The sequence below is a fragment of the Pseudomonas sp. 2024-210 genome (genome assembly GCF_045062345.1).
Taxonomy (GTDB): Bacteria; Pseudomonadota; Gammaproteobacteria; order Pseudomonadales; family Pseudomonadaceae; genus Aquipseudomonas.
Window position 1 is genome coordinate 67,707 of the sequence record NZ_JBJGEJ010000012.1, and the last position, 25,485, is coordinate 93,191.

The following is a 25,485-nucleotide window of genomic DNA, read 5'->3' on the forward strand; positions in this document are numbered from 1 at the left end:
CGGGCATACGGGACGACATCGCGGGCCTGAGCGCGCGGGTTTTCGCCACCGGATCACCCCGCCCGGTTGAAATAAAAATCTGTCACGAGGCAGGTCTCCTGGCTTACGGCTGGGCGTCAGCCAAAGGCTGCGCCCTACTCTGCGCCTTCCCGCGTATGACGCAGTGGCATTGCACAGTAATCGACCGTTTACAGTTGCGGGGGCAGCCGCGGCATACCGCGTTCCCTTCTTAGCTTCGCAGTGCGAAGAACCTCGAAAGCGCAAGGCTACGCAGTGCCATGTAACAGGTCAATGCCAGTCGGTATCGAGGGGCGCGTTGTGTTCTAATTGCCGCCTTTTTTCGTCCTCTGCGCTTCAAGGATCTGTCCATGCCGTCCACCCCGCAAACCCGCGTCCTGATCATTGGCTACGTGTGGCCCGAACCACGCTCCTCAGCGGCGGGTGGGCACATGATGCAGATCATCGAGAGCTTTTTGCAGGAAGGCTGGCACATCACCTTCAGCAGCCCGGCAGGGATTGGTGAACACAAGGCCGATCTGGCCACACTGGGCATCGATGAAGTGAACATCGAGCTGAATAACAGCAGCTTTGACGCTTTTATCACTGAACTGGCCCCCGACATCGTGCTGTTCGACCGTTTCATGATGGAAGAGCAGTTTGGCTGGAGGGTCGAGAAACACTGCCCGGGTGCATTGCGCGTGCTGGAAACCTCCGACCTGCAAAGCCTGCGTGACGCCCGCCAGCAACAGCTCAAGGCACGGCTCAAGCACAGCCCCGAGCAAGACGACTTCAGCAGCCTGTTCGCCCCGGCCCCCCGCGAAACCTATGAGCACATGGCGGATGCGGACCTGGCGCAGCGAGAAGTGGCCGCGATTTACCGCAGCGACCTCAACCTGATGATTTCCGAGTACGAAATCGACTTGCTGGTGGAGCACTTCAACGTTCCCAAAGCATTGCTGCACTGGTGCCCGCTCATGGTCGACCACGTGCCGCAGACCTACGTGCCCTATGAACAGCGTCAGCACTTCCTGAGTATTGGCAACTTCCGCCACGCGCCGAACTGGGACGCGGTGTTATGGATGAAGACCCATATCTGGCCCTTGATTCGCCAGCAACTGCCCACCGCGCAACTGCATGTCTATGGTGCCTACACCCCGCCTAAAGCCACCGCCCTGCACAACCCGGCCCAAGGGTTTCACGTGCTCAACTGGGCCGAAGATGCGCTGGCCGTCATGAGTAACGCTCGCGTTTGCATGGCGCCGTTGCGGTTTGGCGCAGGGATCAAAGGCAAAATTGCCGATGCCATGCTCTGCGGCACGCCTAATGTGACCACACCGGTTGGCGCGGAAGGCATGCACGGCGACTTGCCGTGGGCCGGGGCCATTGAACAGAGCGCCAGCGCGATTGCTGCCGCCGCGATTGACCTCTACCAAAACCCGCAGGCCTGGCAGCAGGCCCAACAACACGGGCAGAAGCTGCTGGCTGAGCGGTACTTGCAGTCGAGCCACGGCCCGGCGCTGGTTGAACGCATCAAAGCCTGCCGCGCCGAGCTTGAACAGCACCGGCGCAACAACTTCACCGGGGCAATGCTGCGACACCACCAGCATAAAAGTACGCAATACATGTCGCAGTGGATCGAAGCGAAAAACCGCCTTCAGGATTGATCCCAGATGTGCAGCAACACTTGGGTGAAGGAAGGTTCAAGCACGCGGTTACCATGACCGCTGAGATGATTGGAGTCGAAAAACAGCGGCTTGCCCAATGGATCAAAGGCCGAACACTGATCGCGGTCTGGCCAAGGGCCCAGTCCTGGTCTTGCAACTCCGGGATTCGCAGTGACGCCAAAAAAACAATGTCTCCCGGCTTGGCCCGGGCTTCAATTTCCTATAATCGAGAAGTCTGCTTCCTCTTTGATGGCGGTCGGCGATGTTCAAGGCCGCCTGATTAGGTACGTATCCATAATCCAGCCTTTGCGCTGTCGGGCTTGCTCGCGGGCTGTTTTGATCTTTTCACACACGTCCGCCAGCTTGCCGGCAATCAGGATTTCATCGTCGGTGCCAATGTAGGCGCCCCAGTAAATATCGACGTCTTCACCGACAAACGCCTGAAACGCACAGTGGGCATCGAGCATGACCACCACGTTGTCCAGGTCCTCAGCCACCAGGCGTCGCCCCGTGGTGATACGAATCGGCTGGCCAATTTCATTGAGTGGTACACGATGCCGGGCGGCCAGTGCTTGCACGCTGCTGATGCCAGGAATCACTTCATAATCAAAATCGCTGCAGCCATTGGCCCGAACCCGATCCAGAATGCGCAACGTGCTGTCGTATAAGCACGGCTCGCCCCAAAGCAGGAAGGCGCCGCACTCCCCTTCTGTCAGTTCTTCCTCGATCAGACGTGTAAACACTTCGGCCCGTTGTTCGTGCCAGTCTTCGACCCCTTGGGTGTACGACGGCGTAGCACTGTCGCGCTGAGGATCACTGACCTGCACCACGCGGTAGTTCGGTTCCTCGATATAGCGTTGGCAGATCTCCAGCCGCAGCCTGACCAGGTCCTCGGTGGTCTGGCCCTTGTCCAGAACAAAGAACACCGAGGCACGGTTCAGCGCATTGATCGCCTGGACGGTGATGTGCTCCGGGTTGCCTGCGCCGATACCGATTAAAAGCAGTGTTTTCATCCAATCGTGCCCTTTATGTGGAGGAACATTAACCGGCGCTGGCAGGACGCTGGTGAAGTCGGCATGATCTGGCCCATAACTACTCTAGTAAGCACTTAACCATGACGCGACTCGCCCGAGCGACTGACCCGTCTTATGAACTGATGGACGATCATAACGGTCTGTCGATCATTTACCGCCAGCATGGTTTCCCATGCCCCTTGGTACGCTGGCATTTTCACAAAGAATACGAACTGCACCTGATCACCGCCAGCAGCGGCAAAGTCTTCGTGGGCGACTATATCGGCAACTTTCATCCCCAGACGCTGTTTCTGACCGGGCCCAATCTGCCCCATAACTGGATCAGCCAGATTGGAGAACATGAAGTGGTGCCAAACCGCGACATGCTGGTCAATTTCACCGATGAGTTACTGGAAAGCGCCAGCCAAGTCTTTGCCGAACTGAAAGGCCTGACGCCGCTGCTGGAGCGTGCTCAATACGGTATCGAGTTCCGTTGCCCCGCCACCCTTGAACAGGTAACAGCGCTGATGCACGCCATCGCCGACTCCAGCGGCGTCACCCGCCTGGGGCACTTTCTGATCCTGCTGCAACGGCTGGCCGATTGTGACGATTACCACTTGCTGTCAGGGCTGACCTCCAACCCATTGCCCGACGAGCACACCATCGACCGTACCAACCGCGCCGTGGAGTACATTTTTAACCACTACACCCGCGAGCTGCCGCTCGAAGAAGTGGCGGCCTATCTGGGCATGAAACCCACCTATTTCTCCCGCGTGTTCAAACAGGCCACCGGGCGCTGCTTTATCGAGTTCGTCAACCGCCTGCGAATCAGCAGGTCTTGTGAATTGCTCGTCGATGGTGAGAAGCCCGTAACAGACGTGTGCTTTGAATCCGGCTTCAACAATATTTCCAATTTCAACCGGCGGTTTCAGCAGCTAAAAGGGATGACACCGTCACATTATCGGCGCCTGGCGGTACAGCGCGTGACCGAGCAAAACCAACCGCCATCGGGCGTTCGCCTGCGCAGTGCAAAATAGTATCAATTGAAGTGCTACCAATGATTTGTCACGACGGAATTGGCGGGCTGTAATCGGCCCATGTGTCAGCCTCAGGCTGGCAGCTATAAAAACAATAACCGTCCTTCAAATGCCTCCCCGGCGGATGAAGAGGAGTGCTCAATGAATATTTCTGTCAAAGCGCTATGTGTAGCGACCTGCATGACTGTCAGCGGCATCAGCCTGGGGGCGCAGACCCTGACCATCGCCACCGTCAACAACAGCGACATGATTCGCATGCAAAAGCTGGCGAAAACCTTCGAGAGCGAGCACCCCGACATCAAACTCAACTGGGTGGTGTTGGAAGAGAACGTTCTGCGCCAACGCCTCACCACCGATATTGCCACTCAGGGCGGTCAATTCGACGTACTGACGATCGGCATGTACGAAGCTGCACTCTGGGGCGCCAAGGGTTGGCTGGAACCGATGAACGACCTGCCTGCCAACTATGCGCTCGATGATGTGTTCCCTGCGGTGCGCGAGGGGCTTTCGGTCAACGGCACCCTTTACGCCCTGCCGTTTTACGCTGAAAGCTCAATGACCTATTACCGAACCGATCTGTTCAAGGAGGCCGGGCTGAGCATGCCTGAACACCCGACATGGGAACAGATCGCTCAATTCGCCAAAGTCCTGAACAAACCGGAGAAGGAACAATATGGCCTTTGCCTGCGCGGCAAAGCGGGTTGGGGCGAAAACATTACGGTGATTACCACGCTGGCCAACGCATTCGGCGCTCGGTGGTTCAATGAAAAGTGGCAGCCCGAGTTCAATGGCCCGGAGTGGAAGAACGCGCTGAACTTTTATGTGAATACCCTGAAAGAGTCAGGCCCGCCGGGCGCAACCAGTAACGGCTTTAATGAAAACCTGGCGCTTTTCAACAGCGGAAAATGCGCCATATGGGTCGATGCCAGCGTGGCCGGTTCGTTTGTCACGGACAAAACCCAGAGCAAAGTCGCCGATCATGTCGGTTTCGTGTTTGCGCCGCACCAGGTCACCGACAAAGGCAGTGCCTGGCAGTACTCGTGGGCGCTAGCCGTACCCGCCACGTCCAAAGCCAAGGACGCGGCCAAAACCTTCAGTACTTGGGCCACGTCCAAAGAGTACGGCGCACTGGTCGCCGACAAAGACGGCATCGCCAATATGCCACCGGGCACCCGCGCCTCGACCTACAGCGACGCGTATTTGGCCGCCGCCCCCTTCGCCAAGGTCACGCTGGAGTCGCTGAAAGCCGCCAACCCCAAAGATCCGACGCTCAAGCCGGTGCCGTACGTGGGCATTCAACTGGTGACCATTCCCGAGTTTCAGGCCATCGGTACCCAAGTTGGCAAGTTGTTCAGCGCTGCGCTGATCGGGCAGACCAGCGTCGATCAGGCACTCGCGGCCGCGCAACAAACCACCGAGCGCGAGATGAAACGCGCGGGCTACCCCAAGTAAACATGATCCGAGCCTGTGGTCGCTGCCGAAGGCTGCGAAGGGTTGCGCAGCAACCTGTTTTCTCGACGTCCCGACGGACCTTTGTACAGCCGTCGGCAGCCACACCAGAACACGCCCCAATTAAGGTGTAATCACCATGACAATATCGAGTGTTAGCGCTGCACTTGAGCCATCGCTGCCCACGCGCAAGCCGCGCCGGTTCGACCCCAGCTGGTTTCTGGTTTCACCTTCCGTGGCCTTGCTGTTGCTATGGATGATCGTGCCGCTGGGCATGACGCTGTACTTTTCACTGATCCGCTACAACCTGCTCTATCCGGGTGAAAACGAATTTGTCGGGCTGGAAAACTTCACCTACTTCCTCACCGACACAGGCTTTTTACCCGGCGCGACCAACACGTTGCTGCTGGTCGGCAGTGTGTTGTTGATCAGTGTGGTACTGGGGGTGCTGATCAGTGCCCTGCTCGAAGCGACCGATTTCATGGGCCGCGGGTTTGTGCGCGTATTGCTGATCTCGCCGTTTTTCATCATGCCCACGGTGGGCGCACTGGTCTGGAAAAACCTGATCTTTCACCCGGTCTCCGGCGTGCTCGCTGCAGTGTGGAAATTGTTTGGTGCCCAGCCGGTGGACTGGCTGGCGCACTACCCCTTGTTGTCGATCATCATCATTGTGTCGTGGCAATGGTTGCCGTTCGCCATTTTGATTCTGATGACCGCCATGCAGTCCCTCGACCAGGAACAGAAGGAAGCCGCGCGGCTGGACGGCGCCGGGCCCATTGCGATTTTCTGGCACCTGACCCTGCCGCATCTGGCACGCCCGATTGCTGTGGTGGTGATGATTGAAACCATCTTTCTGCTGTCGGTGTTTGCAGAGATTTTCACCACCACCAATGGCGGCCCAGGCTATGCCTCCACCAACCTGGCGTACCTGATCTACAACCAGGCGCTGGTGCAGTTCGATGTCGGCATGGCCTCGGCCGGAGGCTTGATTGCCGTGGTCATCGCCAACATCGCCGCCATCCTGCTGGTGCGCATGCTAGGCAAAAACCTGACAGACAAGCCGTGAGGGCACAGTGATGACACTTCAACAATCCCGTCGTCTGCAAAGCGTGCTGCTCGGCACGCTGGCTTGGGCTATCGCGATCCTGATCTTCTTTCCGATTTTCTGGATGGTGCTGACCAGTTTCAAAACCGAGATCGATGCGTTTGCCACACCGCCACATTTCATCTTTACCCCGACGCTGGAAAACTACGTTCACATTGAAGACCGCAGTGGCTATTTCCGTTTCGCCTGGAACTCAGTGGTGATCTCCTTCACCGCGACCGCCCTGTGCATGCTGATTGCCATCCCGGCTGCGTACTCGATGGCGTTCTACGAAACCAAGCGCACCAAAGGCACGCTGCTGTGGATGCTCTCCACCAAAATGCTGCCGCCGGTGGGCGTGCTGATGCCGATCTACCTGCTGGCCAAGAGTTTTGGCCTGCTCGACACCCGCACTGCGCTGATCATCATCTACACCCTGATCAACCTGCCGATTGTGGTGTGGATGATTTACACCTACTTCAAAGACATTCCCAAAGACATCCTTGAAGCCGCCCGGCTGGACGGGGCGACCCTGTGGCAGGAAATGGTGCGTGTCTTGCTGCCCATCAGCAAGGGCGGGTTGGCCTCAACCGTGCTGCTGTCATTGATCCTGTGCTGGAACGAAGCCTTTTGGTCACTGAACCTGACGTCCTCCAACGCCGCGCCTCTGACCGCACTGATCGCCTCTTACTCCAGCCCTGAAGGTTTGTTCTGGGCCAAATTATCGGCCGTGTCGACGCTGGCCTGTGCGCCGATTCTGATTTTCGGCTGGATCAGTCAAAAACAATTGGTACGCGGCTTGTCCTTTGGTGCCGTCAAATAAAAATCGTGTGGAGGTCCGTCATGGCCCATCTGAAAATCAACAATCTGCAAAAAGGTTTTGAAGGCTTCCCGATCATCAAAGGGATTGACCTTGAAGTGAACGACCGCGAGTTCGTGGTCTTTGTCGGCCCGTCAGGCTGTGGCAAATCCACCCTGCTGCGTCTGATTGCCGGGCTTGAAGAGGTGACCGACGGAACCATTGAACTGGATGGCCGCGACATCACCGAAGTCTCTCCGGCCAAGCGCGATCTGGCGATGGTCTTTCAGACCTACGCCCTGTACCCGCACATGACCGTGCGCAAGAACATGTCGTTCGCGCTGGACCTGGCGGGTGTGGGCAAAGCCGAAGTTGAGAAAAAGGTCAATGAAGCCGCCCATATTCTAGAGCTGGCCCCGCTGCTGGAACGCAAACCCAAACACCTGTCTGGCGGGCAGCGACAACGGGTAGCCATTGGCCGGGCGATTGTGCGCAACCCCAAGATATTCCTGTTTGATGAACCGCTGTCCAACCTGGATGCCGCGTTGCGGGTACAAATGCGTCTGGAATTGGCACGTTTGCATCAGGAATTACAGGCCACCATGATTTACGTGACCCACGATCAGGTCGAAGCCATGACCTTGGCTGACAAGGTGGTGGTACTCAATGCAGGCAAAGTCGAGCAGGTCGGCTCGCCGCTGGAGCTGTATCACCAGCCTGCCAACCTGTTTGTGGCGGGTTTTCTGGGCACACCGAAAATGGGCTTTTTAAAGGGCACCATCAGCCGTATTGATGCCTTGGGCTGCGAAGTTCAACTGGACGCAGGCACGCGCATCCAGTTGCCCTTGAGCGGTCCTTCGTTGAGCCTTGGCAGTTCGGTCACGCTGGGTATTCGTCCCGAACACCTGAACCTTGCCAAACCCGGCGAATGCACCCTGACTGTCACCGCCGATGTCAGTGAACGGCTGGGCAGCGACACCTTTTGCCACGTCAACACGGCGTGTGGCGAACCGCTGACCTTGCGTATCCGCGGTGATATGGCCAGCCGCTACGGTGAGCAATTGCAGTTGCACCTGGACAGTGAGCATTGCCACCTCTTTGACGCAGAGGGGCTGGCCATGACCCGTCCACTGCGCGCTGCTGCCTAACGGAAAAGCCCCCATGAAACTGAATCGTCAAAACCTCGATCACCTGACTACCCGCGTGGCCAAGCCTGTTTACCTGGCGCAGGCCACCCGGCACGGCATCGCCCATATCGGGGTGGGCGGATTTCATCGTGCCCACCAGGCGTTTTACACCGATCAACTGCTCAATTCTGGTCGCGACCTGGACTGGAGCATCTGTGGCATCGGCTTGCGCGATGAAGACCGTCAAGTACGGGACGCGCTGGCAGGTCAGGATTACCTCTACACCCTGTTTGAACTGGACGACGGCGACGACAGCCAAAGCCGCATCATCGGCTCGATCAGCGACATGTTGCTGGCTCAGGATGGCATTGGCGCGGTGATCGACAAACTGGCCAGCCCTGACATTCGCATCGTCTCGTTGACCATTACCGAGGGTGGGTATTGCATCGACGACAGCAACGGCGAATTTATGGCCTCACTGCCGCAGATTCAGCATGACCTGGCCCACCCCGATACGCCGAGCAGTGTGTTCGGTGTGCTCAGCGCGGCCCTCGCCCGGCGGCGCGCAGCCGGCATCCAGGCGTTTACCGTGATGTCGTGCGATAACCTGCCGCACAACGGCGGCGTGGCCCGCAAAGCGCTGCTGGCTTATGCCGCGCTGCTGGATGTGGAACTGCATGACTGGATTGCCGCCCATGTGAGTTTTCCCAATGCGATGGTTGACCGCATTACGCCCATGACCAGTGATAACCACCGTCAGCAACTGCACGACCAGTTGGGCATTAACGACGCCTGGCCCGTGGTATGTGAGCCGTTTGTTCAGTGGGTGCTGGAAGATGATTTCTGCAACGGTCGCCCGGCCTGGGAAACGGTCGGCGTGCAGTTCACCCATGACGTTACCCCGTATGAAGCGATGAAAATCAAGCTGCTCAACGGCAGCCATCTGGCGCTGACGTACCTGGGGTTTCTAAAGGGCTATCGCTTTGTTCACGAAACGATGAATGACCCGCTGTTTGTTACGTATATGCGTGCGTACATGGACAAGGATGTAACGCCGCAACTGGCCGACGTGCCGGGGATTGATCTAGCCATCTATAAGGACACGCTGGTCGAGCGTTTTTCCAATCAGGCCATTGCCGACCAATTGGAGCGAGTGTGCTCGGATGGTTCGTCCAAGTTTCCTAAATTCACCGTGCCGACCATTGAGCAGTTGATTAGCGAAGGGGGTGAGTTGAGGCGTGCGGCGCTGGTGGTTGCGGCGTGGGCGCTGTACCTCAAAGGGGTGGATGAGACAGGGCAGACGTATGCGATACCCGATCCTCGGGCTGAGTTTTGCCAGGGGTTGGTGGCGGATGAGGCACAGATGGTGCCGCGATTGTTGGCTGTCGAAGAGATTTTTGGCAGTGTCATCGGCCAGTCAGAGGCATTTGCTGCAGCCGTTGAGTGGGGTGTGAAGAGTTTGCGGGAGGTGGGCGTGAGTGGAACGCTTGAGAGGTTGGCGCGGCTGTAAAGCCCCTCACCCTAGCCCTCTCCCAAAGGGAGAGGGAACTAAATGGGGGCCGCTGTAGAATTGCGCTGAACCCTAAAACACCTCGGTCAAGTCCCCTCTCCCTTTGGGAGAGGGTTAGGGTGAGGGTGCTTTTGATCTTGATAAGGCCACAGCCATGAACAATTTGTTTCTGGGCATCGATTGCGGAACCCAAGGCACCAAAGCGCTGGTGCTCGACAGCGATACAGGGCAAGTGTTGGGTCTGGGCTCAGCCCCACACACCCTGATTCAGGGCGAACACGGTCGCCGCGAGCAAGACACTGAGCAATGGCTAAACGCCCTCGCCCATGCCACGGGTCAAGCGCTTGCCCAAGCCAATGTCAATGGCCAGCACATCCGCGGCATCAGCGTCAGTGGCCAACAACACGGGTTGGTATTACTCGACGCAAACGACCAAGTCCTGCGCCCAGCCAAACTCTGGTGCGACACCCAATCCACCCCTGAAAACAACCAGTTGCTGGACTGGCTCGGCGGCGAATCCGGCTGCCTTGAACGCATGGGGCTGGTTATAGCACCGGGATACACCGTCTCCAAACTGCTCTGGACACGCGAGCATCACCCGCAAATTTTCGCGAAAATCGCCCATATTCTGCTGCCCCATGACTACCTCAACCATTGGCTGACTGGGCGCCTCTGTAGCGAGTATGGGGACGCCAGCGGCACCGGATATTTCAATGTAAAAACCCGCCAATGGGACCTTGGCATCCTGCGCCATATTGACCCCGGCGGGCGGCTGGAACGCGCCCTCCCCGAGCTGATCGAGTCCCATCAACCCGTGGGCACCTTGCGCCCGGAGGTGGCCCAATTATTAGGTTTGAACCCTCAGGCCGTAGTGGCCAGCGGTGGCGGTGACAATATGCTGGGCGCCATCGGCACCGGCAATATTGAACCCGGGATCATCACCATGAGCCTGGGATCATCAGGCACGGTGTACGCCTTCGATCAGCAACCGCAGACCCGCCCGGATGCCAGCGTGGCTGGCTTTTGTTCGTCTACGGGTGGCTGGCTGCCGCTGATCTGCACCCTCAACCTGACCACGACCACCAGCGCGGTGCGCGAATTACTGTCGCTGTCTCTCAACGACTTCAATACCCTGGCCGGTCAGGCGCCCATTGGCGCCGAAGGGGTCAGCATGCTGCCCTTTCTCAATGGCGAGCGCGTGCCCGCCCTGCCCGACGCAACCGGCAGCATTCAGGGCCTGACGCTGACCACTATGACCCCGGCTAATGTATGTCGGGCCGCACTGGAAGGCACCACCTATGGCTTACGTTACGGTTTGGATCTACTGCGCGCCAACGGCGTACAAAGCCAGACCATCCGCCTGGTGGGCGGCGGATCAAAAAGCCCGTTGTGGCGTCAATTGGTTGCCGACATTATGAACACCCCGGTCATCTGCACCGAACAAAGCGAAGCCGCGGCGTTGGGGGCGGCGATTCAGGCCGCCTGGTGCGTGTCAGCCGGCAAGCAAACGCTGGCCGATCTCTGCCAGCGCTGCGTGCGCCTTGACCCCACGAGCGAAAGCCGGCCCATTGCCGAAAACGTTCAAGCCTACGAACAACTCTACCTGCGCTACCGTCAACAGGTCGCAGCCTTATCCGAGTGAATGTTATGTATCTGGTATGTGGAGAAGCACTGTTTGATTTTTTCGCTCAGGCCGACAGCCGTGAGCAGGCCAATCGGGTCGATTTCAAGGCAATTGCCGGCGGTTCGCCCTTCAACGTGGCCGTGGGCTTACGTCGTCTGGGGGTTGAGGCCGGGCTGTTTGCCGGGCTGTCCACCGACTATCTGGGCCGTCGTTTAAAGCACATCCTGATGGAAGAAGGGGTCAGCGATGAATTTTTGCTGGATGTGGACTCACCCACCACGCTGGCGATGGTCGCGCTGGATGCCAACGGCTCCCCCGCCTACAGCTTTCGAGGCGAAGGGTGCGCCGACCGGCAACTGCACACTCACCATCTGCCCGAACTCGGCCCGCAAGTGCGCGGTATCCATGTCGGGTCCTTTTCGTTGGTGGTGCAACCGATAGCCGACACCTTGCTCGCACTCGTGCAACGCGAAAGCGGGCGACGCTTGATCAGCCTCGACCCCAATGTGCGGCTCAATCCACAACCGGACATCAACCTGTGGCGTGAGCGCATCAACCAGCTGATGCCTTACGCCGACCTGATCAAAGTCAGCGATGAAGACCTCGAACTGCTGTATCCGGGGCAAGATCCCGAACAGATTGCCCAATCATGGCTCAAGCAGCGTTGCCAACTGGTGTTTTTGACCCGTGGCGCAGACGGTGCCAGCGTGTTCAGTCGTAATCATGGGCAGCAGGCCATCGCAGCCATCCCGGTCAAGGTCGCCGACACCGTGGGCGCAGGCGATACCTTTCAGGCGGCGATCATTGCCTGGTTAACCGAACACAACTTGGACTCGGTTGCCGGGTTACAACAACTGAGCCCGTCGCACCTGAACGACCTGCTCGATTTCGCCAGCCGGGCGGCAGCGCTGACCTGCAGCAAAACCGGCCCCGACTTGCCCTACCGCGCCGACCTTTAAGCCAGGCGCCGCGTTTAGAAAATCGACAGGTTGTAGCTGACGATCAAGCGCGTTTCGTCCACATCGCGGGCGAATTTCGAATAGTTGGTGCGATACGTGGCGTTACGCAGGCGAAAGCTCAAGTCCTTGAACGTGCCACCTTGCACGATGTACTTGAGCTCGCTGTCGCGTTCCCACTCTTTGCCTTCCTCGTCGCGACCCTTGACGCTGATATGATCGCCGTTCACATAGCGGGTCATAAAGGTCAGGCCCTTGACGCCCACGGCCTTGAAATCATAGTCATAACGCAGTTGCCAGGAACGTTCCTGAGCGTTGGCGAAGTCGTTGACCTGCAAGTAGTTGACCAGATACGGGTTGCTGCCATCCAGGTACGGCATCGATGTTTCGCCGTTCATGCGCTGCCAGCCCGCCCCAAACTTGTGCCCGCCCAGCGAGTAGGTCAACAGCGCACCCAGCGCACGGTTGTCGATGGTCGAGGCCTTGGCCGAACCGGCGTCATCACTTTTAAGCAAGCGCACATCCGCCGCCAGCACGCCGGGGCCTATCGGTTGGTTGGCCAATAGTCCGACGAAATGCTGACGATATATGTCTTCCAGCTCGCCATATTGATACTGCGCCGTCAGACGGTCATTGACCTTGTAATCAAGCCCGTACAAGGAGAAGTGATCTGCGGTGATGTCGCACGCATAGCGCTTGTTCTTGCAGTTCAGGCGCAGGTCCTGTGAATCGCTGGAGTCACGCGCGGTATAACGATCAAGGCGTGAGGCGGTGAACGTCAGGTCTTTGATTTCCTGCGAGACCAGCATGGCGCCATTGAACATGTTGGGCAGCAGGCGGCCGTCGTTGTACTTGAGCAACGGCAGGTCCGGCAGTAGCGCACCGTATTTAAGAACGGTCTCGGAAACGCGCATTTTTGCGGTCAGGTCGAACTTGGCGTATTGATCTTTGGAACGACGCGGGTCATGGCCTGTCGAAGGCAGTAGACCGCTGTTGCTGTCGGCCGGGCTGGAGTCCAGTTTGATCCCCAGCATGCCCAACGCATCAAGGCCAAACCCCACGGTGCCTTCGGTGTAACCCGATTGCACGTTAAGGATAAAGCCTTCTGCGGTCTCTTCGCGTTTGGAAGCGCCTTGCGGGCTTGAGCTGCTGCCATCGCGAAAGTCGCGGTTGAAATACACCGTACGGGCTTCCAGCTTGGCGCTGCTGTCTTCAAAAAAGCCGCCCGCTTGCGCGTTAGCAGCAAAACCGGCGCACACCGCCAGCGCGCCAACCCTAGCAACCCGGCAGTGAGACCATGAATAAGGGACAACCATGAACAAGCTCCAACAGCGAATCATTCGCACAACAAAACCAATTGAAGGTCCACGTGCTGCCTGTGGCAGCACGGTTTACCTCAATCCAAAAAAAGTGCGCAATTGTACGAAAGGCTTAGCCTGAGGCTTCTACGACCTTAGTCGATCATGACGGTTAAAAAACTTCGTTTTGGTCCATGTTTAAGAGAGAAAAAAACCCGATGCGGTGCATCGGGCGTTTAGCACAAGCAGGTGTAAAACTATTAGTTCGGATCGTCGACATATAGATAGATGGAGTTCAGGATGACGTTTTGCAAGGCTGACCCGTTATCGCCAGTTTGCATATTTACGGTGTAATAGGTTGGCGGCAGCCATCCTGCTTGTTCGGACGACCAAATTTTACCGGCATAAGGAAATTGACTACCTCCGAATACGGAATAAATTTCCCTCAACTCGCTGACACTGGGAAGTCTTCCCTTCGCGTAGCTCGCGCCTTGATGTGCACCCGACCACGTGCCTTGGCCCTGGTAATACACTTGGGTGACACCTGAGACTATTGCGAGATACGACTTATATTTACCAGCACTGTCAGTCACTTCGATACGCTCTTGGCCGTTGCCCATCGCCCGAACATAGCCTGTGTGAGGGTCCACCTTGGCATTTGCGCCGGCCCCAGGGTTGGAATAAGTGTAGGGTGGGACTCCACCTTGGGCTGTGCGTGTAAAAGATGAATTCGAATCATAATCAGCCTCCAGGCGACCATTTTCAAAGATGAAAATAGGACCGTACAAATACATAGGCGTCTCATCAATGGTGAGCTCGGGTATTAAGGCGAGAACGGTAAATGCCCAAGCGCCAGAAACCTGACCATCTCCATACAGTGCCTTGGCCGTCAGGCTGTGTGAGCCAACGGCGATTCCTGTCACAGGGTGCGTCCATTCTCCAGCGCTGTTCACCGATGCGGTGCCCTTACTGGTAACACCGTCAAAAATCTCGACACTGGCATTAGCTCGCGCAGTGCCTTTGGCGGTTACGCTGGTATCCGTAGTGCTGCCGCCGTTGGCAATGGCCCTGCCTCCAGAATCGACGAGCGAGGTAATAAAGAGGGCAATTTCTGCCGTAATCGAAAACGTCCAGGGTGCAGACACCTCGCCTGCCCCATACAGCGCCTTGGCCGTCAGGCTGTGTGAGCCCAAGGCAAGTCCTGTCAGGGAGAGCGTCCATGTGCCAGCGTCGTTGGCCAGGGCCTGGCCCTTGCTAGTAGCCCCGTCTAAAACCTCGACTTGCCCGTTTGCCTGTGCTGTACCCGAAATCGTAACGGCAGTATCAAGGGTCGTGCCTCCGTCAGGAATAGAAACAGATGCCGAGTCCTGAAGTAACGTTATTTCAGGCGCCACAGTACTGACTTGACCAATTGTCAACTCGCGTGGCTTCGATCCTTGACGCTGCCCATCCAGTGCTCGAATAACGGTGTACTCCACCGTCAATGTGCCATTAAGGTTGGCGTCAACAAACGCTTTAGGCACATCGAACGTCACGTCCTGACCCGCCTCGCTGCCGCTGATAGAATTGGAATCATCAAAGCTACCGCCTGCTTCGCTTCCCGCCCAACTCAAAAGGACTTCATCGTTGACTTCTACATTGATGTCCGCTGCTTTTATCAACACGTGGGCATAAGCACCTGTGACAGCGTCAGGATCCAGTGTGCCTGCCTCGTTATCCGCTTCTACAACAAAAGGAGGTGGCAGCAAGCGATCACTGAGTGAACCAATAAACAGTGTCAAAACATCGGAATCGTAGAGCTTGGCGCCACTGCGAGTCAGGGTATAAGACACGTCTATATCCCTGCCCAGACTTTGCTCGACCCTGGCCTTGGGCACCTCAAATGTGATTCCGATGCCATCGGTCCGAATATTCATATAGTCAGGGAAATCACCCTCGTTCAGAGGGCTGTCCCACAACATGTCAATCCGGTCGTTGACTAACAGGAGCTCATTATCAGGAATCTGTACGTGGGCTTTGGTAAAGAGCGGCTGGGAAGGATCCAGGAAATCGTCGTCGGGGGCTTCCAGAACATGGGGCTTGACCAGTTTGCCGACTATCACATTTTTGACACTGTAAGTTGCCACCAGCGAGTCACGTGTACCGCCCGCAGCAAAAATGACGACATAGGAGAAAAGCACTTCAGAACCGTCGCCAAGGTTCATGAATTCAGATTTATCGATGATAAATTCGAAAGTCACGCCCACATCGGCCGACTCCAGCTCCTCACCTGCGCTGCCGTGGAGGGGGACACCGTTACTGTCTTCACCTTCCCAAGAGAGGAAAACCCGGTCAAATTCCCCCATCCCCGGGTAAGCGGGCAGCGAAATTTGGGCCCCCGATGCCGGCAGGCTCGCCGGTTCGAAAATACCCGCGACAAGACCGTTCTCAAGCGTGGGGGGCGGGAGGTCGACCTGGGTGCCAATCACCGCAAACATCACGCTACGCGAGGTTTCCAGTTTACCTGTAGACGTTGAGTCAACCGTGTAGAAAACAGACGTGGTAGACCCGCCTATAAACAGCGCGACGTCTTCATTCGGCACATCAAAACGCAGCCTGCCGGTGACACTCGCAACAGCCAGCTCATACTTTGTATCAATCGCCGCCCCTTGGGCATTGAAGCCCTTCCAGTACAACGTAACCACGTCGCCAACTGAAAAAACAGGCGCCGGAGTTCTAACCATGACCAGACTGGAATCGCTGCCCAGAGAGTCGTAATCCAGGATGCCGCCATCAACATCAACGCAATCCGGCTTTTCCAGAAGGTTTACATTGGTGTCCACGTTAACCAGGGTCGCTGGCGAGTTGAGCGACCAGTTGTTAACGACATCACGAATTTCATAACTGACCGGTAACTCATCTGAATTGCCGGCGGCAAGGATGTCGGCATCTGAGACGGTGATGACCAGCGTTTTATCGACTTGCGCGAGTGTCAATGGCGGTTGTTTTAGGGGATAACCGCCCCAGTTGATGGTGACAACGTCACCCTCAAACATGTTCTCCCAGGCGCTAATAGTCACTGTTGCTCCGAGTGCCACGTTCCCCAGATCGATGTTCAGTGGATCAACCATCGGTGCCGACATGGCTTCGTTGATATAGATCGTCTCGGGCAGATTGGGGCCGCTGTAAGGATTGCCGGGCACTGTGGTCTTGATTACACAGGGCATCTCATCGGACGGTGCTCCAACATTAAATGCGTCAACGAACATGTAGTGGAGAGTGCCAAGCCCCTCTTGAGCCAGCAACACATCTGTCACGCTGATGGCCAAAGTGACCATAATTTCATCGCCAGAGATAGGTCGAGTCCCGACCAACCGCTCAAGGCCATCACTGCCTTTCCAGTACAAATCAATTTTGTCACCGTCGAGTGCAATGGGGACAGGTCCGCAATGCACGAGAACATCAGCGGTTGGATCGGCACGCAATGCCAGGTAGTTGAGGCCACCGTTGACCGTAACATCATCAATGAATGGAGGAGGCAAACCTGCTTTCGAAGTGCGTTGAGGCCTAATGCTTTTAGACATGATCGATGCTCCTGCAAAAAATGCGAGCGGATGACGGGGGCTATGTACAGATGCAGAAATATTTAGCGCCAAACTGTTTCCGCTGTCTGCTGTCATAAATAACAGGCAAGCGAAGGCGATGAACGCCACGGGAGAAAGGGTCAGTCCCCTGAAGCCCTATCTGCATGGCAGCGAACTCAAATACGGGATTAAATATGGCCATCTCTGGCTTGACTAACAGGACTTCAATGAGAGCTGTATTTTCTGCCGGTCAACTCGACTCGTTAGCTCGCAGCCCGTTGGGCAAAATTTCAGACTGGCCGCAAAGTTTGCGCACCAGTGCACAACTGGTGCTCAATTCGCCCATCCCCATGTTGTTACTGTGGGGCGAACAACTGACGCAGGTGTACAACACCGCTTTTGCCGAGTTGGCAGGTCACAAGCACCCTGCCGCGTTTAGTCAACCCTTGCACCTCTGCTGGCCTGAATACAGGGCCTACAGCCAGCCGATCATTGATGCAGTGCTGGCCGGACAAAGCCTGTCATATGTTGACCAGTACTACGTCGTACCCGACCGCCAGCATGCCACCGAGCGTTGGCTGGATCTGACCTTCAGCCCGGTGTGCGACGAGCAGGGGACGGTGGCTGGCATCTTGATGATTGCAGTGCAGATCTCGACCCGCCGTACTGCGCTGAAGAAAACCGCCAAAGCTCTGCGCGAGCTGAACGATACCCTGGAAGAGCGCGTTAATGAACGCACCCAAGCGCTGGCAGAAGCCAATCAGCAACTGCAGCATGAAATGCTTGAGCGTGAACGCATCGAAGACACTCTGTTGCATGCGCAAAAAATGGAAGCGGTCGGCCAGTTAACCGGCGGTATTGCTCATGACTTCAACAATATGCTGACCGGCATCATTGCCAGTCTGGATTTGATGAAACGCTACATCGCGGCAGGCCGCAGTGACGAAATTGACCGCTTTACCGATGCGGCCGTGTCCTCTGCGCAGCGGGCAGCCGCACTGACCCACCGTTTGCTGGTGTTTTCCAGACGTCAGTCGTTGGACCGTAAACCGCTTGACCCCAACGTGCTGGTCAATTCCTTGCAAGCGCTGTTCAACAGTTCCAAAGGCGCGAAGATCCAGTTGGTACTTGAACTGGGTCAAGGCATCTGGCCGGTCAATACCGACACGGGGCAACTTGAAAGCGCCCTGCTCAACCTGATTATCAACGCCCGTGATGCCATGCCCGACGGCGGAACACTGACCATCAAAACGGCGAACAGTGTGCTCGATGGCAGCACGATCAAAGGCCTGGAAACCGTTGAGTCGGGTGATTATGTGATGTTCGAAGTATCTGACAACGGCACGGGCATGACCCCGCAGACCCTCGCCAAAGCCTTTGACCCTTTCTTCACCACCAAACCGGTAGGCGTTGGCACCGGACTTGGTCTGTCGATGATTTACGGTTTTGCTCAGCAGTCAGGTGGCCATGTCAGCCTTAGCAGCGAGGTGGATGTGGGTACCTGCGTGCGGGTGTACCTGCCGCGCCATGTTGACGAAACTCAGGCATAATCCGCGCCCGCGCGCATTGCCCCACCGTTACAAGGTCCAAGACATGAAAGCTCAAGCCCGCCATATATTGGTAAAAACTGCCGAAGAAGCCGAATCATTGAAGCAACGTATAGCCAAGGGCGAAGCGTTCGATGTGTTGGCCAAGAAATTTTCGACCTGCCCGTCGGGTAAACGCGGTGGTGATCTGGGCGAAGTGCGACCTGGGCAGATGGTGGGTGTGATTGACCAGATTATTTTCAAAAAGCCGTTGCGCGTGGTGCACGGGCCGGTCAAAAGTAAGTTTGGTTATCACTTGGTGCAAGTGTTTTACCGTGATTGATCAGCGGTCCTGCGGCCCGCATCGCAGCCTTCGTGCCTCGACAGCGGCTACAAGAGCGTAAGCGAGCATTTGATCCTGCTTGTGATCTTGATTTTGATCTTGATCTGCCGCCCCGTCGGGAGGCCGAGTGGAGGTTTCGCGGAGTGGGTCGACCGGCATGGATGCCGGGAGAGCCGTGTTGGGCCATGGATGGCCCGTCACGGCGTGCCCACGGAGCGGAATCGGAGCGAGGGGCACCTGAGCGAAGCGAGGGCCGTACGCAGGGGCAAGGCCTTTTTGCTTACTTTTGTGGCTGTTTGACAAAAGTGAGCCGCCGTAAGGGCGGAACCCGTAGAAAGACTTCATACATGGATTGGATATGTACGCTGGCCAATTAAAAGCTTCGTGTACATATCCATTGCATGTGTCTAGCTGAACTAAAGGTTTCGCTTTTACAGCGAGGTACTTTTGGCAAACGCCGAGTGTCGGACCATCCCAAAAATACCCAAAAGGTCTGCGCCCTACCATACGGCCGAGCTCGCTTAGGCTCGCCCGGTGCCTTCTCTCCGGCACTGTTATGGGCGCCCGCCGCGACGGGCCATCCTTGGCCCGATCGCGGCTGGCTCGGCGTCCTGCCTCGCCACCCCCATAACAGCACCTGCGTTCAGCCTCCTGTGAGGGGCCTCAGTGTTGGTCTCACTGTTTCGGTGGCGGCAGGAACATTGTTTTTGAAGCTGCAAGCTGCAAGCTGCAAGCTGCAAGCTGCAAGTTTGAGGCTTGTAGCTCACAGTTTGAAACTCAAAACGTGATCTCTATCGCCTCAACCACCTTGAACTGCTCATCCACCACACAGCCCGTTCGCCATTTATCGAAGGTCAGGCAAGGGTGTGAAGTACCAAAACTGATAATGTCCCCCACCCGAAGCTCAGTGCCGGGTGCCACCTTCATAAACGCATGCTGATCCATCACCGCCGTCACTGTGCACGCGCTGATGTCATCGCCCACGGCAGGCAACACTCCTTCGCGGTAGCGCTTCAACGGCATCGGCAATCCGGCATCGTAGGCAACGTCACGTTTGCCCAGCGCGATAACAGCGAAGCCCGGTTCAGGCAACGATTGCACATGGGCCCAGACCTCCAGCGCCGGGCGTAACCCTTCGTGCAGGTCGCTGCGCCGATCCAGCACACAACACTGCGCTTCTTTATAAATACCGTGATCGTGAACCACGTAGCTGCCAGGGCGCAGAACACTCAGAAAACGCCCGCTGGCCGCTTCAGCTTCAAACCCTTCAGCGATGAGGTCGTACCAGGCTGAACCGGAGGCGGTGATGATCGGCTTGTCGAGGGCAAAGGCTCCTTCACGTTGCAGTTGCAGGGCCAATCGCACCAAAGAGGCAGCAAAGGCACGAATTCCGTCGACCGCGTGTTCGCCGTGGATAACCCCTTCGTAGCCTTCGATGCCACAGAGGGCCAGCGCCGGCTGCGCCTTGATCGCCTGGGCCAATGCCAGCACTTCGTCTTCAGTGCGGCAACCACAACGGCCACCGATAACGCCGTACTCAATCATTACGTTGAGCCGTTGACCGCGCTCAGCAAAAAACGCACCGAGGGCAGCGACGTTGTCCGGGTGATCGACCATGCAGTAAAACTCGAATGCCGGGTCGTCCTGCAGGTCGGCAATCAACGCCATGTTGGCGCGGCCGACGAGTTGGTTAGCCATTAATACCCGACGTACACCACCGGCATACGCAGTGCAGGTTTGCACCGCCGTGGCCAGGGTCAGACCCCAGGCACCCTGCTCCAATTGGCGGCGAAACAGCGCCGGGGCCATGCTGGTTTTACCGTGCGGAGCCAGTACGGCACCACTGCGGGTTACAAAATCCTGCATCCAGGCAATGTTGTGCTCCAACGCATCACGATGAATCACCAGCGCAGGCAAACTTACGTCGCGTACCAGATCAGCACCCGGCTGGGCGGCACCTTTCAAAATCATCGACACACTCAAGTCCTCGCTTTGGCTTTGTAAGCAATGCAGTCAATTTCGACTCTGCAATCGACCATCATCATGGCCTGCACACAGGCACGCGCCGGGGCATGTTCGCTTTTGAAGTACGAGGCAAATACTTTGTTGAAGCTCCAGAAGTCGCGCGGGTCTTGCAACCACACGCCGGCCCGCACCACATCTTCGAGGCCATAGCCGGCTTCTTCGAGAATGGCGATCAGGTTTTGCATGGTTTTGTGCGTTTGTTCAACGATGCCGCCGTTGATGATTTCACCGTTTTCCATCGCCACTTGCCCCGAGACGTGCAACCAGCCATCAGCCTCGACTGCACGGGCGAAAGGCAAAGGTTGACCGCCTGCACCGACTGCGCCAGTACCGAAACGTTTGATGCTCATATAGGCAAACTCCACTGCTGATGACAGACGCTTCATGCGTCAGGGACGACGCAGTGTGCCATAAGGTCGCAGGCTCATCCCAATTGCCACCAACTGGGCAGTAAATTCTGCACCTTGTGCTCGGCAAAACGGTCATCGATCAAAAACAGTGTGCCCTGATCGCTTTGGGTGCGAATTACCCGCCCCGCTGCCTGCACCACTTTTTGCACGCCCGGATACAGGTAGGTGTAGTCATAACCGGCGCCGAACAGCGTTGCCATGCGTTGTTTGATCTGTTCATTGACCGGGTTCAGTTGAGCCAACCCCAGGGTCGCGACGAATGCGCCAATCAACCGGGCACCAGGCAGATCGATGCCTTCACCAAACGCGCCGCCCAATACGGCAAAACCGATGCCCTGACTGGCGTGGGTGAATTGATCGAGAAACCCCTGGCGCGCCGCCTCATCCATACGCCGTGATTGCACCCACTGCGGGATGTGCGGATAGCGCTCGGCGAGCAGTTGGGCGACTTGCTGCAAGTAGTCAAAGCTGCTGAAAAACGCCAGATAGTTTCCGCCACGCTCCGCAAACTGGCGGGCAATCAGTTCCACAATCGGGCCCAGCGAGGCCTGACGATGGTTGAAACGCGTGGATATTTCACTGACCACATGAACGGCCAGTTGCTGCGCACTGAACGGCGACTCGACATCGATCCACACCGTGTCGGCCGGTAAACCCAGCAAGTTGGCGTAATAGGTGCGCGGGCTCAAAGTGGCCGAAAACAGCACATTGCATTGCGCACTGCCCAGCCGTGGGCCGATAAAAGCCGCCGGCACAATGTTGCGCAGGTTGAGCTGGGACAGACGACGTTTGCCGTGCTCATGCAGGCTGACGTCAAACAAAAAATGCCCGTCAAAGAGTTCAGCTACACGGTTGAATTGCAGGGCTTCGAAGTAAAAGCCTTGCAAATCACCCGCAAGCCCTTGCGGGTGATCGTTAAGGTAGTCGCCGATGGCGGTGATACACGCGCTCAAGGCATTCAGCCATTTGGCCGGCACGTGGGAATGCACCTGATAAGGCCCGATTTGCTCCTTGTGCAGTGCATTCCACTCCCGGTTCAGACGCTTGAAGGACTTGTCCAGTACTGCCGGGGCGTTTTGCCGAACCCGGTTGAGGCTTTGTTGGTCGAGGCTTGCGCTGTACATCTGACGGGCGCGCTCGACCAGATTGTGCGCTTCGTCCACCAATGTCCCGACTTGCCACTGGTTGGCTTGGGCAAGCCCGTACAGCAACGCGGTAAAGTCGAAGTAATAGTTGTAGTCGGCAATGATCACATCCGCCCAGCGTGCCATTTCCTGACTCAGGTAATACGGGCACACCTGATGTGCGAGGGCGACCTCGCGCAGTGTCTGTTGATCCAGCGTGGGTTGTGCAACCGCCGCCTGTCGCGCTGCGGGCAAACGGTCGTAAAAACCTTTGGCCAACGGGCAGGCATCGCCATTACAGGCATTGGCAGGGTATTCACAGGCCCTGTCCCGCGCGACCAGTTCCAGTACCCGCAAGGGCGCATCATTGGCGCGGGGATAGAGCACCTGCAGCGAGTCGAGGGCCAACTTTCGCCCCGGTGTCTTGGCGGTCAAGAACAGCACTTTGTCCAATTGCTTGACGGGCATGGCCTTGAGCAGCGGAAACAAGGTGCCGATGGTTTTGCCTATCCCCGTGGGGGCTTGCGCCATCAAACAGCGGCCACCACTCGCCGTCTTGTAGACGGCTTCAGCCAGCGCGCGCTGGCCGGTGCGAAACTGCGCATGGGGAAATGCCAGCGTGCGGGCCGCATCATCACGCGCCTGCCGATGCTGCGCTTCCTGTTCGGCCCAAGCCCCGAACAGCATGCATTGCTGATTGAAAAACGCCTGTAACTGCGCAGCGGTCCAGGTTTCTTGAAGACGCGTTTCCTGTTCGCTGACGATATCGAAATACACCAGCGCGATATTGACCTCGGGTAATTGCAGGCTTTGGCACACCAGCCAGCCATAGACCCGAGCCTGAGCCCAATGCAATTGACGGTGATTGGCCGGGATGGAGGTGAAATCCCCGCGATAGGTTTTGACTTCTTCCAGCACATTGCCCTGCGGGTCATAGCCGTCTGCCCTGCCCCTTACCTGCACGCCGGCGTATTCGCCTTGCAGGCTCAATTCGGCTTGATAGCCGGCGCTGCGCCGTGACGCCACCGTGCGATGTCCGGCGATGCCCTGTTGCGCCGTGGGCGAGGGAGTAAAACGCAAATCCAGGTCACCGGCCTTGGCCGTGAACTCGCACAAGGCACGCACTGCGATGCGATATGTCATGCGCCTGCTACATCCTGCCACTGCACGTAGCACACGGTCACCGGCATGTTGTGCTGCTCACACAGCGTCAACCAGCGCAGCTGGTTATCTTGCAGGCGATCTCCCGGACCTTTGACTTCAATCATGCGGTAGGTCTTTTGCGCCGGCCAAAACTGGATGAGGTCGGGCATGCCGGTCCGGTTGGCTTTTATGTCCTGCAACAAACGTCTGAACCAGACCCTTAAATGGGCAGGCGGCAGGCAGTGCAAAGCCTCATCAAGCAAGGATTGACTCAGGCAGCTCCAGGCCACAAAAGGCGATTGAACGCCAAATTTGGCCACGTAGGCAACGTGTATGGTGTCCCTGTAGCGTCCATCGTCAAGCTGTTGCAGGCAGGCATCAAATAGCTCGGCACGGCGCAGGTAAAAGTCCTCATCCAGCAAGTCAGCCGGGCCGCTCTGGTAAGGGTGAAAAAATGCACCCGGCAGCGGCGCGAAGATCGCAGACCAGCACAACAGGCCGAACAGCGCATTGATGAGCGTGTTTTCGACATAGTGCACCGGCTGTTCAGGCCCGTGCAGATGGGTGGCGACTCGCCACTCCACGGAAATTGCAGCCTCGTGCGCTAACACCAGATCGAGGCGTTCATAAGTGCGCGGCTTGGCTTTTGCGTGAGCGGCCAGCCCAAGGCTGCGCCGCAAACGCGGCAGCATGCGCAACAGCTGTTGATGCTCGGCATCATTGCAAGGCGCCTGCTCTGCCGCCTCTGCCAGGGCCATAGCCTCTGAAGGCTGGCCCAACCGCTCCAGCACCCTGATCGTACGCACCCGCGCCTCCGGATGCTGGCTATGCCGATAGATCTGAAGTGCCTGGGTCAGTTCCCCCGCCCGCTCGCAGTGCTGGCCCAACAGGAACAATAAACGCCCTCGACGTCGCTCTAACCAGGGATTGTGCACGCTGTACTCCAATACGTAAGGCAGCACATCAGTCACATCGACACCGGCTTCAAACTGCTCACGGCAACGGTACAGGTGCAGATAGCCTTCAATATCGTCACGACACGCCAGCGCCCGTGACTGGGGGCTGAACGCAACTTTCTCGTAGGTAAACAGGCCAAGATCGGCCAGAACAAGATCGGCCCAGCTCTGGCTCAGGTTGCCAAAAAACATCAGCCGCAGACGATCACACAATGCCCGATGGGTCAGGCTGTAAAGCTGTTCCGCCAGTGTGGGATGCCACTGACTGAGGCTCTGAACTTGAGGGAATTGAGGCGCAAGGTCTTCCAGCCATTGATCTTTTTTGGCCTTGGGCTGGGCGATATGCAGGCTAAAGCGGGCCTGAATCTCGGGCTTGCTCAACACCTCAAACACCTCTGGCAATGCGAGCGGTGCCTGATCGTTGAGCCAGCCCACACCCAGCAAAGGGGCCGCTGCCTGACGGATGTCGCCAATCTCCGGATAGCTGAGCTTGCTGGCCCGAAAATGCTGACCTTTACGCATGACCATCCGCACCCATAGCGCTTGGGATACGCTGGGCAACTGGCCAAATTCGGCGATGAACTGCTGCTCTTCAACCGTTAATACATCGTCATAGCGCGCCGAAATCCAGCCGAGCACATGATCAAAGTTTTTCAGGTAATAAAAGGGGTCTTCAAGGGGATTGGAAATCACAGGCAGAACAAACCACTGACTTTAGGTACTGGACATGCGTACAGATAGCAGTTTGCTCACTGCTCTGGCAACCCGAAGGGATGAGCGGTTGCCCTTCATTGCGCCCGCCAGCCCGGCTGACAGGCACCTGCTCATCACGTG

At 57.1% G+C, this 25,485-nt stretch carries 18 protein-coding genes, 1 pseudogene and 1 riboswitch; of the genes and pseudogenes, 11 read left to right on the top strand and 8 right to left on the bottom strand.

Annotation, left to right across the window (positions count from 1 at the left end; all coding sequences use genetic code 11):
• Positions 1–70: 70 nt before the first annotated feature.
• Positions 71–270: riboswitch (cobalamin riboswitch) on the bottom strand.
• 98 nt (positions 271–368) lie between these two features.
• Positions 369–1,664, top strand: a complete 1,296-nt coding sequence (locus ACI7MX_RS16625) for a glycosyltransferase (RefSeq protein ID WP_314485118.1) — start codon at positions 369–371, stop codon at positions 1,662–1,664.
• On the opposite strand, the gene ACI7MX_RS16630 is transcribed toward ACI7MX_RS16625, so the two are convergent.
• Positions 1,655–1,807 carry an SGNH hydrolase domain-containing protein gene (locus ACI7MX_RS16630; protein ID WP_405586047.1) on the bottom strand — a complete coding sequence of 51 codons (153 nt, stop codon included), beginning with the start codon at positions 1,805–1,807 and terminating at the stop codon, positions 1,655–1,657. The genes ACI7MX_RS16625 and ACI7MX_RS16630 overlap by 10 nt on opposite strands.
• Positions 1,808–1,930: 123 nt before the next feature.
• On the bottom strand, positions 1,931–2,677 hold the full coding sequence (gene cobF, locus ACI7MX_RS16635; RefSeq protein ID WP_405585664.1) for a precorrin-6A synthase (deacetylating): 747 nt from the start codon (positions 2,675–2,677) through the stop codon (positions 1,931–1,933).
• A gap of 101 nt (positions 2,678–2,778) precedes the next feature.
• Between cobF and ACI7MX_RS16640 the strand changes: the two genes are divergently transcribed.
• The 8 genes from ACI7MX_RS16640 (at position 2,779) to ACI7MX_RS16675 (ending at position 12,266) form a co-directional block, all read left to right on the top strand.
• Positions 2,779–3,714: an AraC family transcriptional regulator gene (locus ACI7MX_RS16640; protein ID WP_314485107.1), complete on the top strand. Its 936-nt coding sequence runs from the start codon at positions 2,779–2,781 to the stop codon at positions 3,712–3,714.
• Positions 3,715–3,855: 141 nt separating this feature from the next.
• Positions 3,856–5,166: a sugar ABC transporter substrate-binding protein gene (locus ACI7MX_RS16645; protein WP_314485104.1), complete on the top strand. Its 1,311-nt coding sequence runs from the start codon at positions 3,856–3,858 to the stop codon at positions 5,164–5,166.
• A gap of 136 nt (positions 5,167–5,302) precedes the next feature.
• Positions 5,303–6,229 (top strand): sugar ABC transporter permease, encoded by a 927-nt coding sequence (locus ACI7MX_RS16650; protein WP_314485101.1) that lies wholly within the window; start codon positions 5,303–5,305, stop codon positions 6,227–6,229.
• A gap of 7 nt (positions 6,230–6,236) precedes the next feature.
• A complete protein-coding gene (locus tag ACI7MX_RS16655; RefSeq protein WP_405585668.1) occupies positions 6,237–7,070 on the top strand; it encodes a carbohydrate ABC transporter permease in 834 nt (277 codons plus the stop codon).
• 20 nt (positions 7,071–7,090) lie between these two features.
• Positions 7,091–8,194: an ABC transporter ATP-binding protein gene (locus ACI7MX_RS16660; protein WP_405585671.1), complete on the top strand. Its 1,104-nt coding sequence runs from the start codon at positions 7,091–7,093 to the stop codon at positions 8,192–8,194.
• A 13-nt stretch (positions 8,195–8,207) separates the two neighbouring features.
• Positions 8,208–9,683, top strand: coding sequence for a mannitol dehydrogenase family protein (locus ACI7MX_RS16665; RefSeq protein ID WP_405585674.1), 1,476 nt, complete (start codon positions 8,208–8,210; stop codon positions 9,681–9,683).
• Positions 9,684–9,837: 154 nt separating this feature from the next.
• A complete protein-coding gene (gene xylB / locus ACI7MX_RS16670) occupies positions 9,838–11,325 on the top strand; it encodes a xylulokinase (protein WP_405585677.1) in 1,488 nt (495 codons plus the stop codon).
• 5 nt (positions 11,326–11,330) lie between these two features.
• Positions 11,331–12,266 (top strand): carbohydrate kinase, encoded by a 936-nt coding sequence (locus ACI7MX_RS16675; protein WP_405585680.1) that lies wholly within the window; start codon positions 11,331–11,333, stop codon positions 12,264–12,266.
• A gap of 14 nt (positions 12,267–12,280) precedes the next feature.
• Here ACI7MX_RS16675 and ACI7MX_RS16680 read toward each other — a convergent pair whose 3' ends face one another.
• Positions 12,281–13,579 (bottom strand): OprD family porin, encoded by a 1,299-nt coding sequence (locus tag ACI7MX_RS16680; protein WP_405585683.1) that lies wholly within the window; start codon positions 13,577–13,579, stop codon positions 12,281–12,283.
• 242 nt (positions 13,580–13,821) lie between these two features.
• Entirely contained in the window at positions 13,822–17,124 is a 3,303-nt protein-coding gene (locus ACI7MX_RS16685; RefSeq protein ID WP_405585686.1) for a hypothetical protein, read from the bottom strand.
• A 227-nt stretch (positions 17,125–17,351) separates the two neighbouring features.
• On the opposite strand from ACI7MX_RS16685, the pseudogene ACI7MX_RS16690 reads away from it, so the two are divergent.
• Positions 17,352–18,650, top strand: a pseudogene (locus ACI7MX_RS16690) (sensor histidine kinase); the annotation flags it as partial.
• A gap of 67 nt (positions 18,651–18,717) precedes the next feature.
• Positions 18,718–18,993, top strand: a complete 276-nt coding sequence (locus ACI7MX_RS16695; RefSeq protein ID WP_019409622.1) for a peptidylprolyl isomerase — start codon at positions 18,718–18,720, stop codon at positions 18,991–18,993.
• Positions 18,994–19,770: 777 nt separating this feature from the next.
• Here the strand turns inward: ACI7MX_RS16695 and ACI7MX_RS16700 are convergent.
• From ACI7MX_RS16700 to ACI7MX_RS16715, 4 genes are all read right to left on the bottom strand, one after another.
• Complete coding sequence (locus tag ACI7MX_RS16700; protein ID WP_405586050.1) at positions 19,771–20,964, bottom strand: amino acid deaminase; 1,194 nt, start codon at positions 20,962–20,964, stop codon at positions 19,771–19,773.
• An 8-nt stretch (positions 20,965–20,972) separates the two neighbouring features.
• Positions 20,973–21,368 carry a RidA family protein gene (locus ACI7MX_RS16705; RefSeq protein WP_314491932.1) on the bottom strand — a complete coding sequence of 132 codons (396 nt, stop codon included), beginning with the start codon at positions 21,366–21,368 and terminating at the stop codon, positions 20,973–20,975.
• 74 nt (positions 21,369–21,442) lie between these two features.
• Positions 21,443–23,695, bottom strand: coding sequence for an ATP-dependent DNA helicase (locus ACI7MX_RS16710; RefSeq protein WP_314491929.1), 2,253 nt, complete (start codon positions 23,693–23,695; stop codon positions 21,443–21,445).
• Entirely contained in the window at positions 23,692–25,344 is a 1,653-nt protein-coding gene (locus ACI7MX_RS16715) for a VRR-NUC domain-containing protein (RefSeq protein ID WP_405585690.1), read from the bottom strand. The genes ACI7MX_RS16710 and ACI7MX_RS16715 overlap by 4 nt, the downstream gene beginning before the upstream one ends.
• Positions 25,345–25,485 lie beyond the last annotated feature (141 nt).

Bases quoted from the DNA above. Each gene is read 5' to 3' on its own strand.
- ACI7MX_RS16665 (WP_405585674.1), top strand. From the start codon at position 8,208: ATGAAACTGAATCGTCAAAACCTCGATCACCTGACTACCCGCGTGGCC.
- cobF (WP_405585664.1), bottom strand. From the start codon at position 2,677: ATGAAAACACTGCTTTTAATCGGTATCGGCGCAGGCAACCCGGAGCAC.
- ACI7MX_RS16710 (WP_314491929.1), bottom strand. From the start codon at position 23,695: ATGACATATCGCATCGCAGTGCGTGCCTTGTGCGAGTTCACGGCCAAG.
- ACI7MX_RS16685 (WP_405585686.1), bottom strand. From the start codon at position 17,124: ATGTCTAAAAGCATTAGGCCTCAACGCACTTCGAAAGCAGGTTTGCCT.
- ACI7MX_RS16660 (WP_405585671.1), top strand. From the start codon at position 7,091: ATGGCCCATCTGAAAATCAACAATCTGCAAAAAGGTTTTGAAGGCTTC.
- ACI7MX_RS16640 (WP_314485107.1), top strand. From the start codon at position 2,779: ATGACGCGACTCGCCCGAGCGACTGACCCGTCTTATGAACTGATGGAC.
- ACI7MX_RS16680 (WP_405585683.1), bottom strand. From the start codon at position 13,579: ATGGTTGTCCCTTATTCATGGTCTCACTGCCGGGTTGCTAGGGTTGGC.
- xylB (WP_405585677.1), top strand. From the start codon at position 9,838: ATGAACAATTTGTTTCTGGGCATCGATTGCGGAACCCAAGGCACCAAA.
- ACI7MX_RS16650 (WP_314485101.1), top strand. From the start codon at position 5,303: ATGACAATATCGAGTGTTAGCGCTGCACTTGAGCCATCGCTGCCCACG.
- ACI7MX_RS16695 (WP_019409622.1), top strand. From the start codon at position 18,718: ATGAAAGCTCAAGCCCGCCATATATTGGTAAAAACTGCCGAAGAAGCC.
- ACI7MX_RS16645 (WP_314485104.1), top strand. From the start codon at position 3,856: ATGAATATTTCTGTCAAAGCGCTATGTGTAGCGACCTGCATGACTGTC.
- ACI7MX_RS16700 (WP_405586050.1), bottom strand. From the start codon at position 20,964: ATGATTTTGAAAGGTGCCGCCCAGCCGGGTGCTGATCTGGTACGCGAC.
- ACI7MX_RS16705 (WP_314491932.1), bottom strand. From the start codon at position 21,368: ATGAGCATCAAACGTTTCGGTACTGGCGCAGTCGGTGCAGGCGGTCAA.
- ACI7MX_RS16675 (WP_405585680.1), top strand. From the start codon at position 11,331: ATGTATCTGGTATGTGGAGAAGCACTGTTTGATTTTTTCGCTCAGGCC.
- ACI7MX_RS16625 (WP_314485118.1), top strand. From the start codon at position 369: ATGCCGTCCACCCCGCAAACCCGCGTCCTGATCATTGGCTACGTGTGG.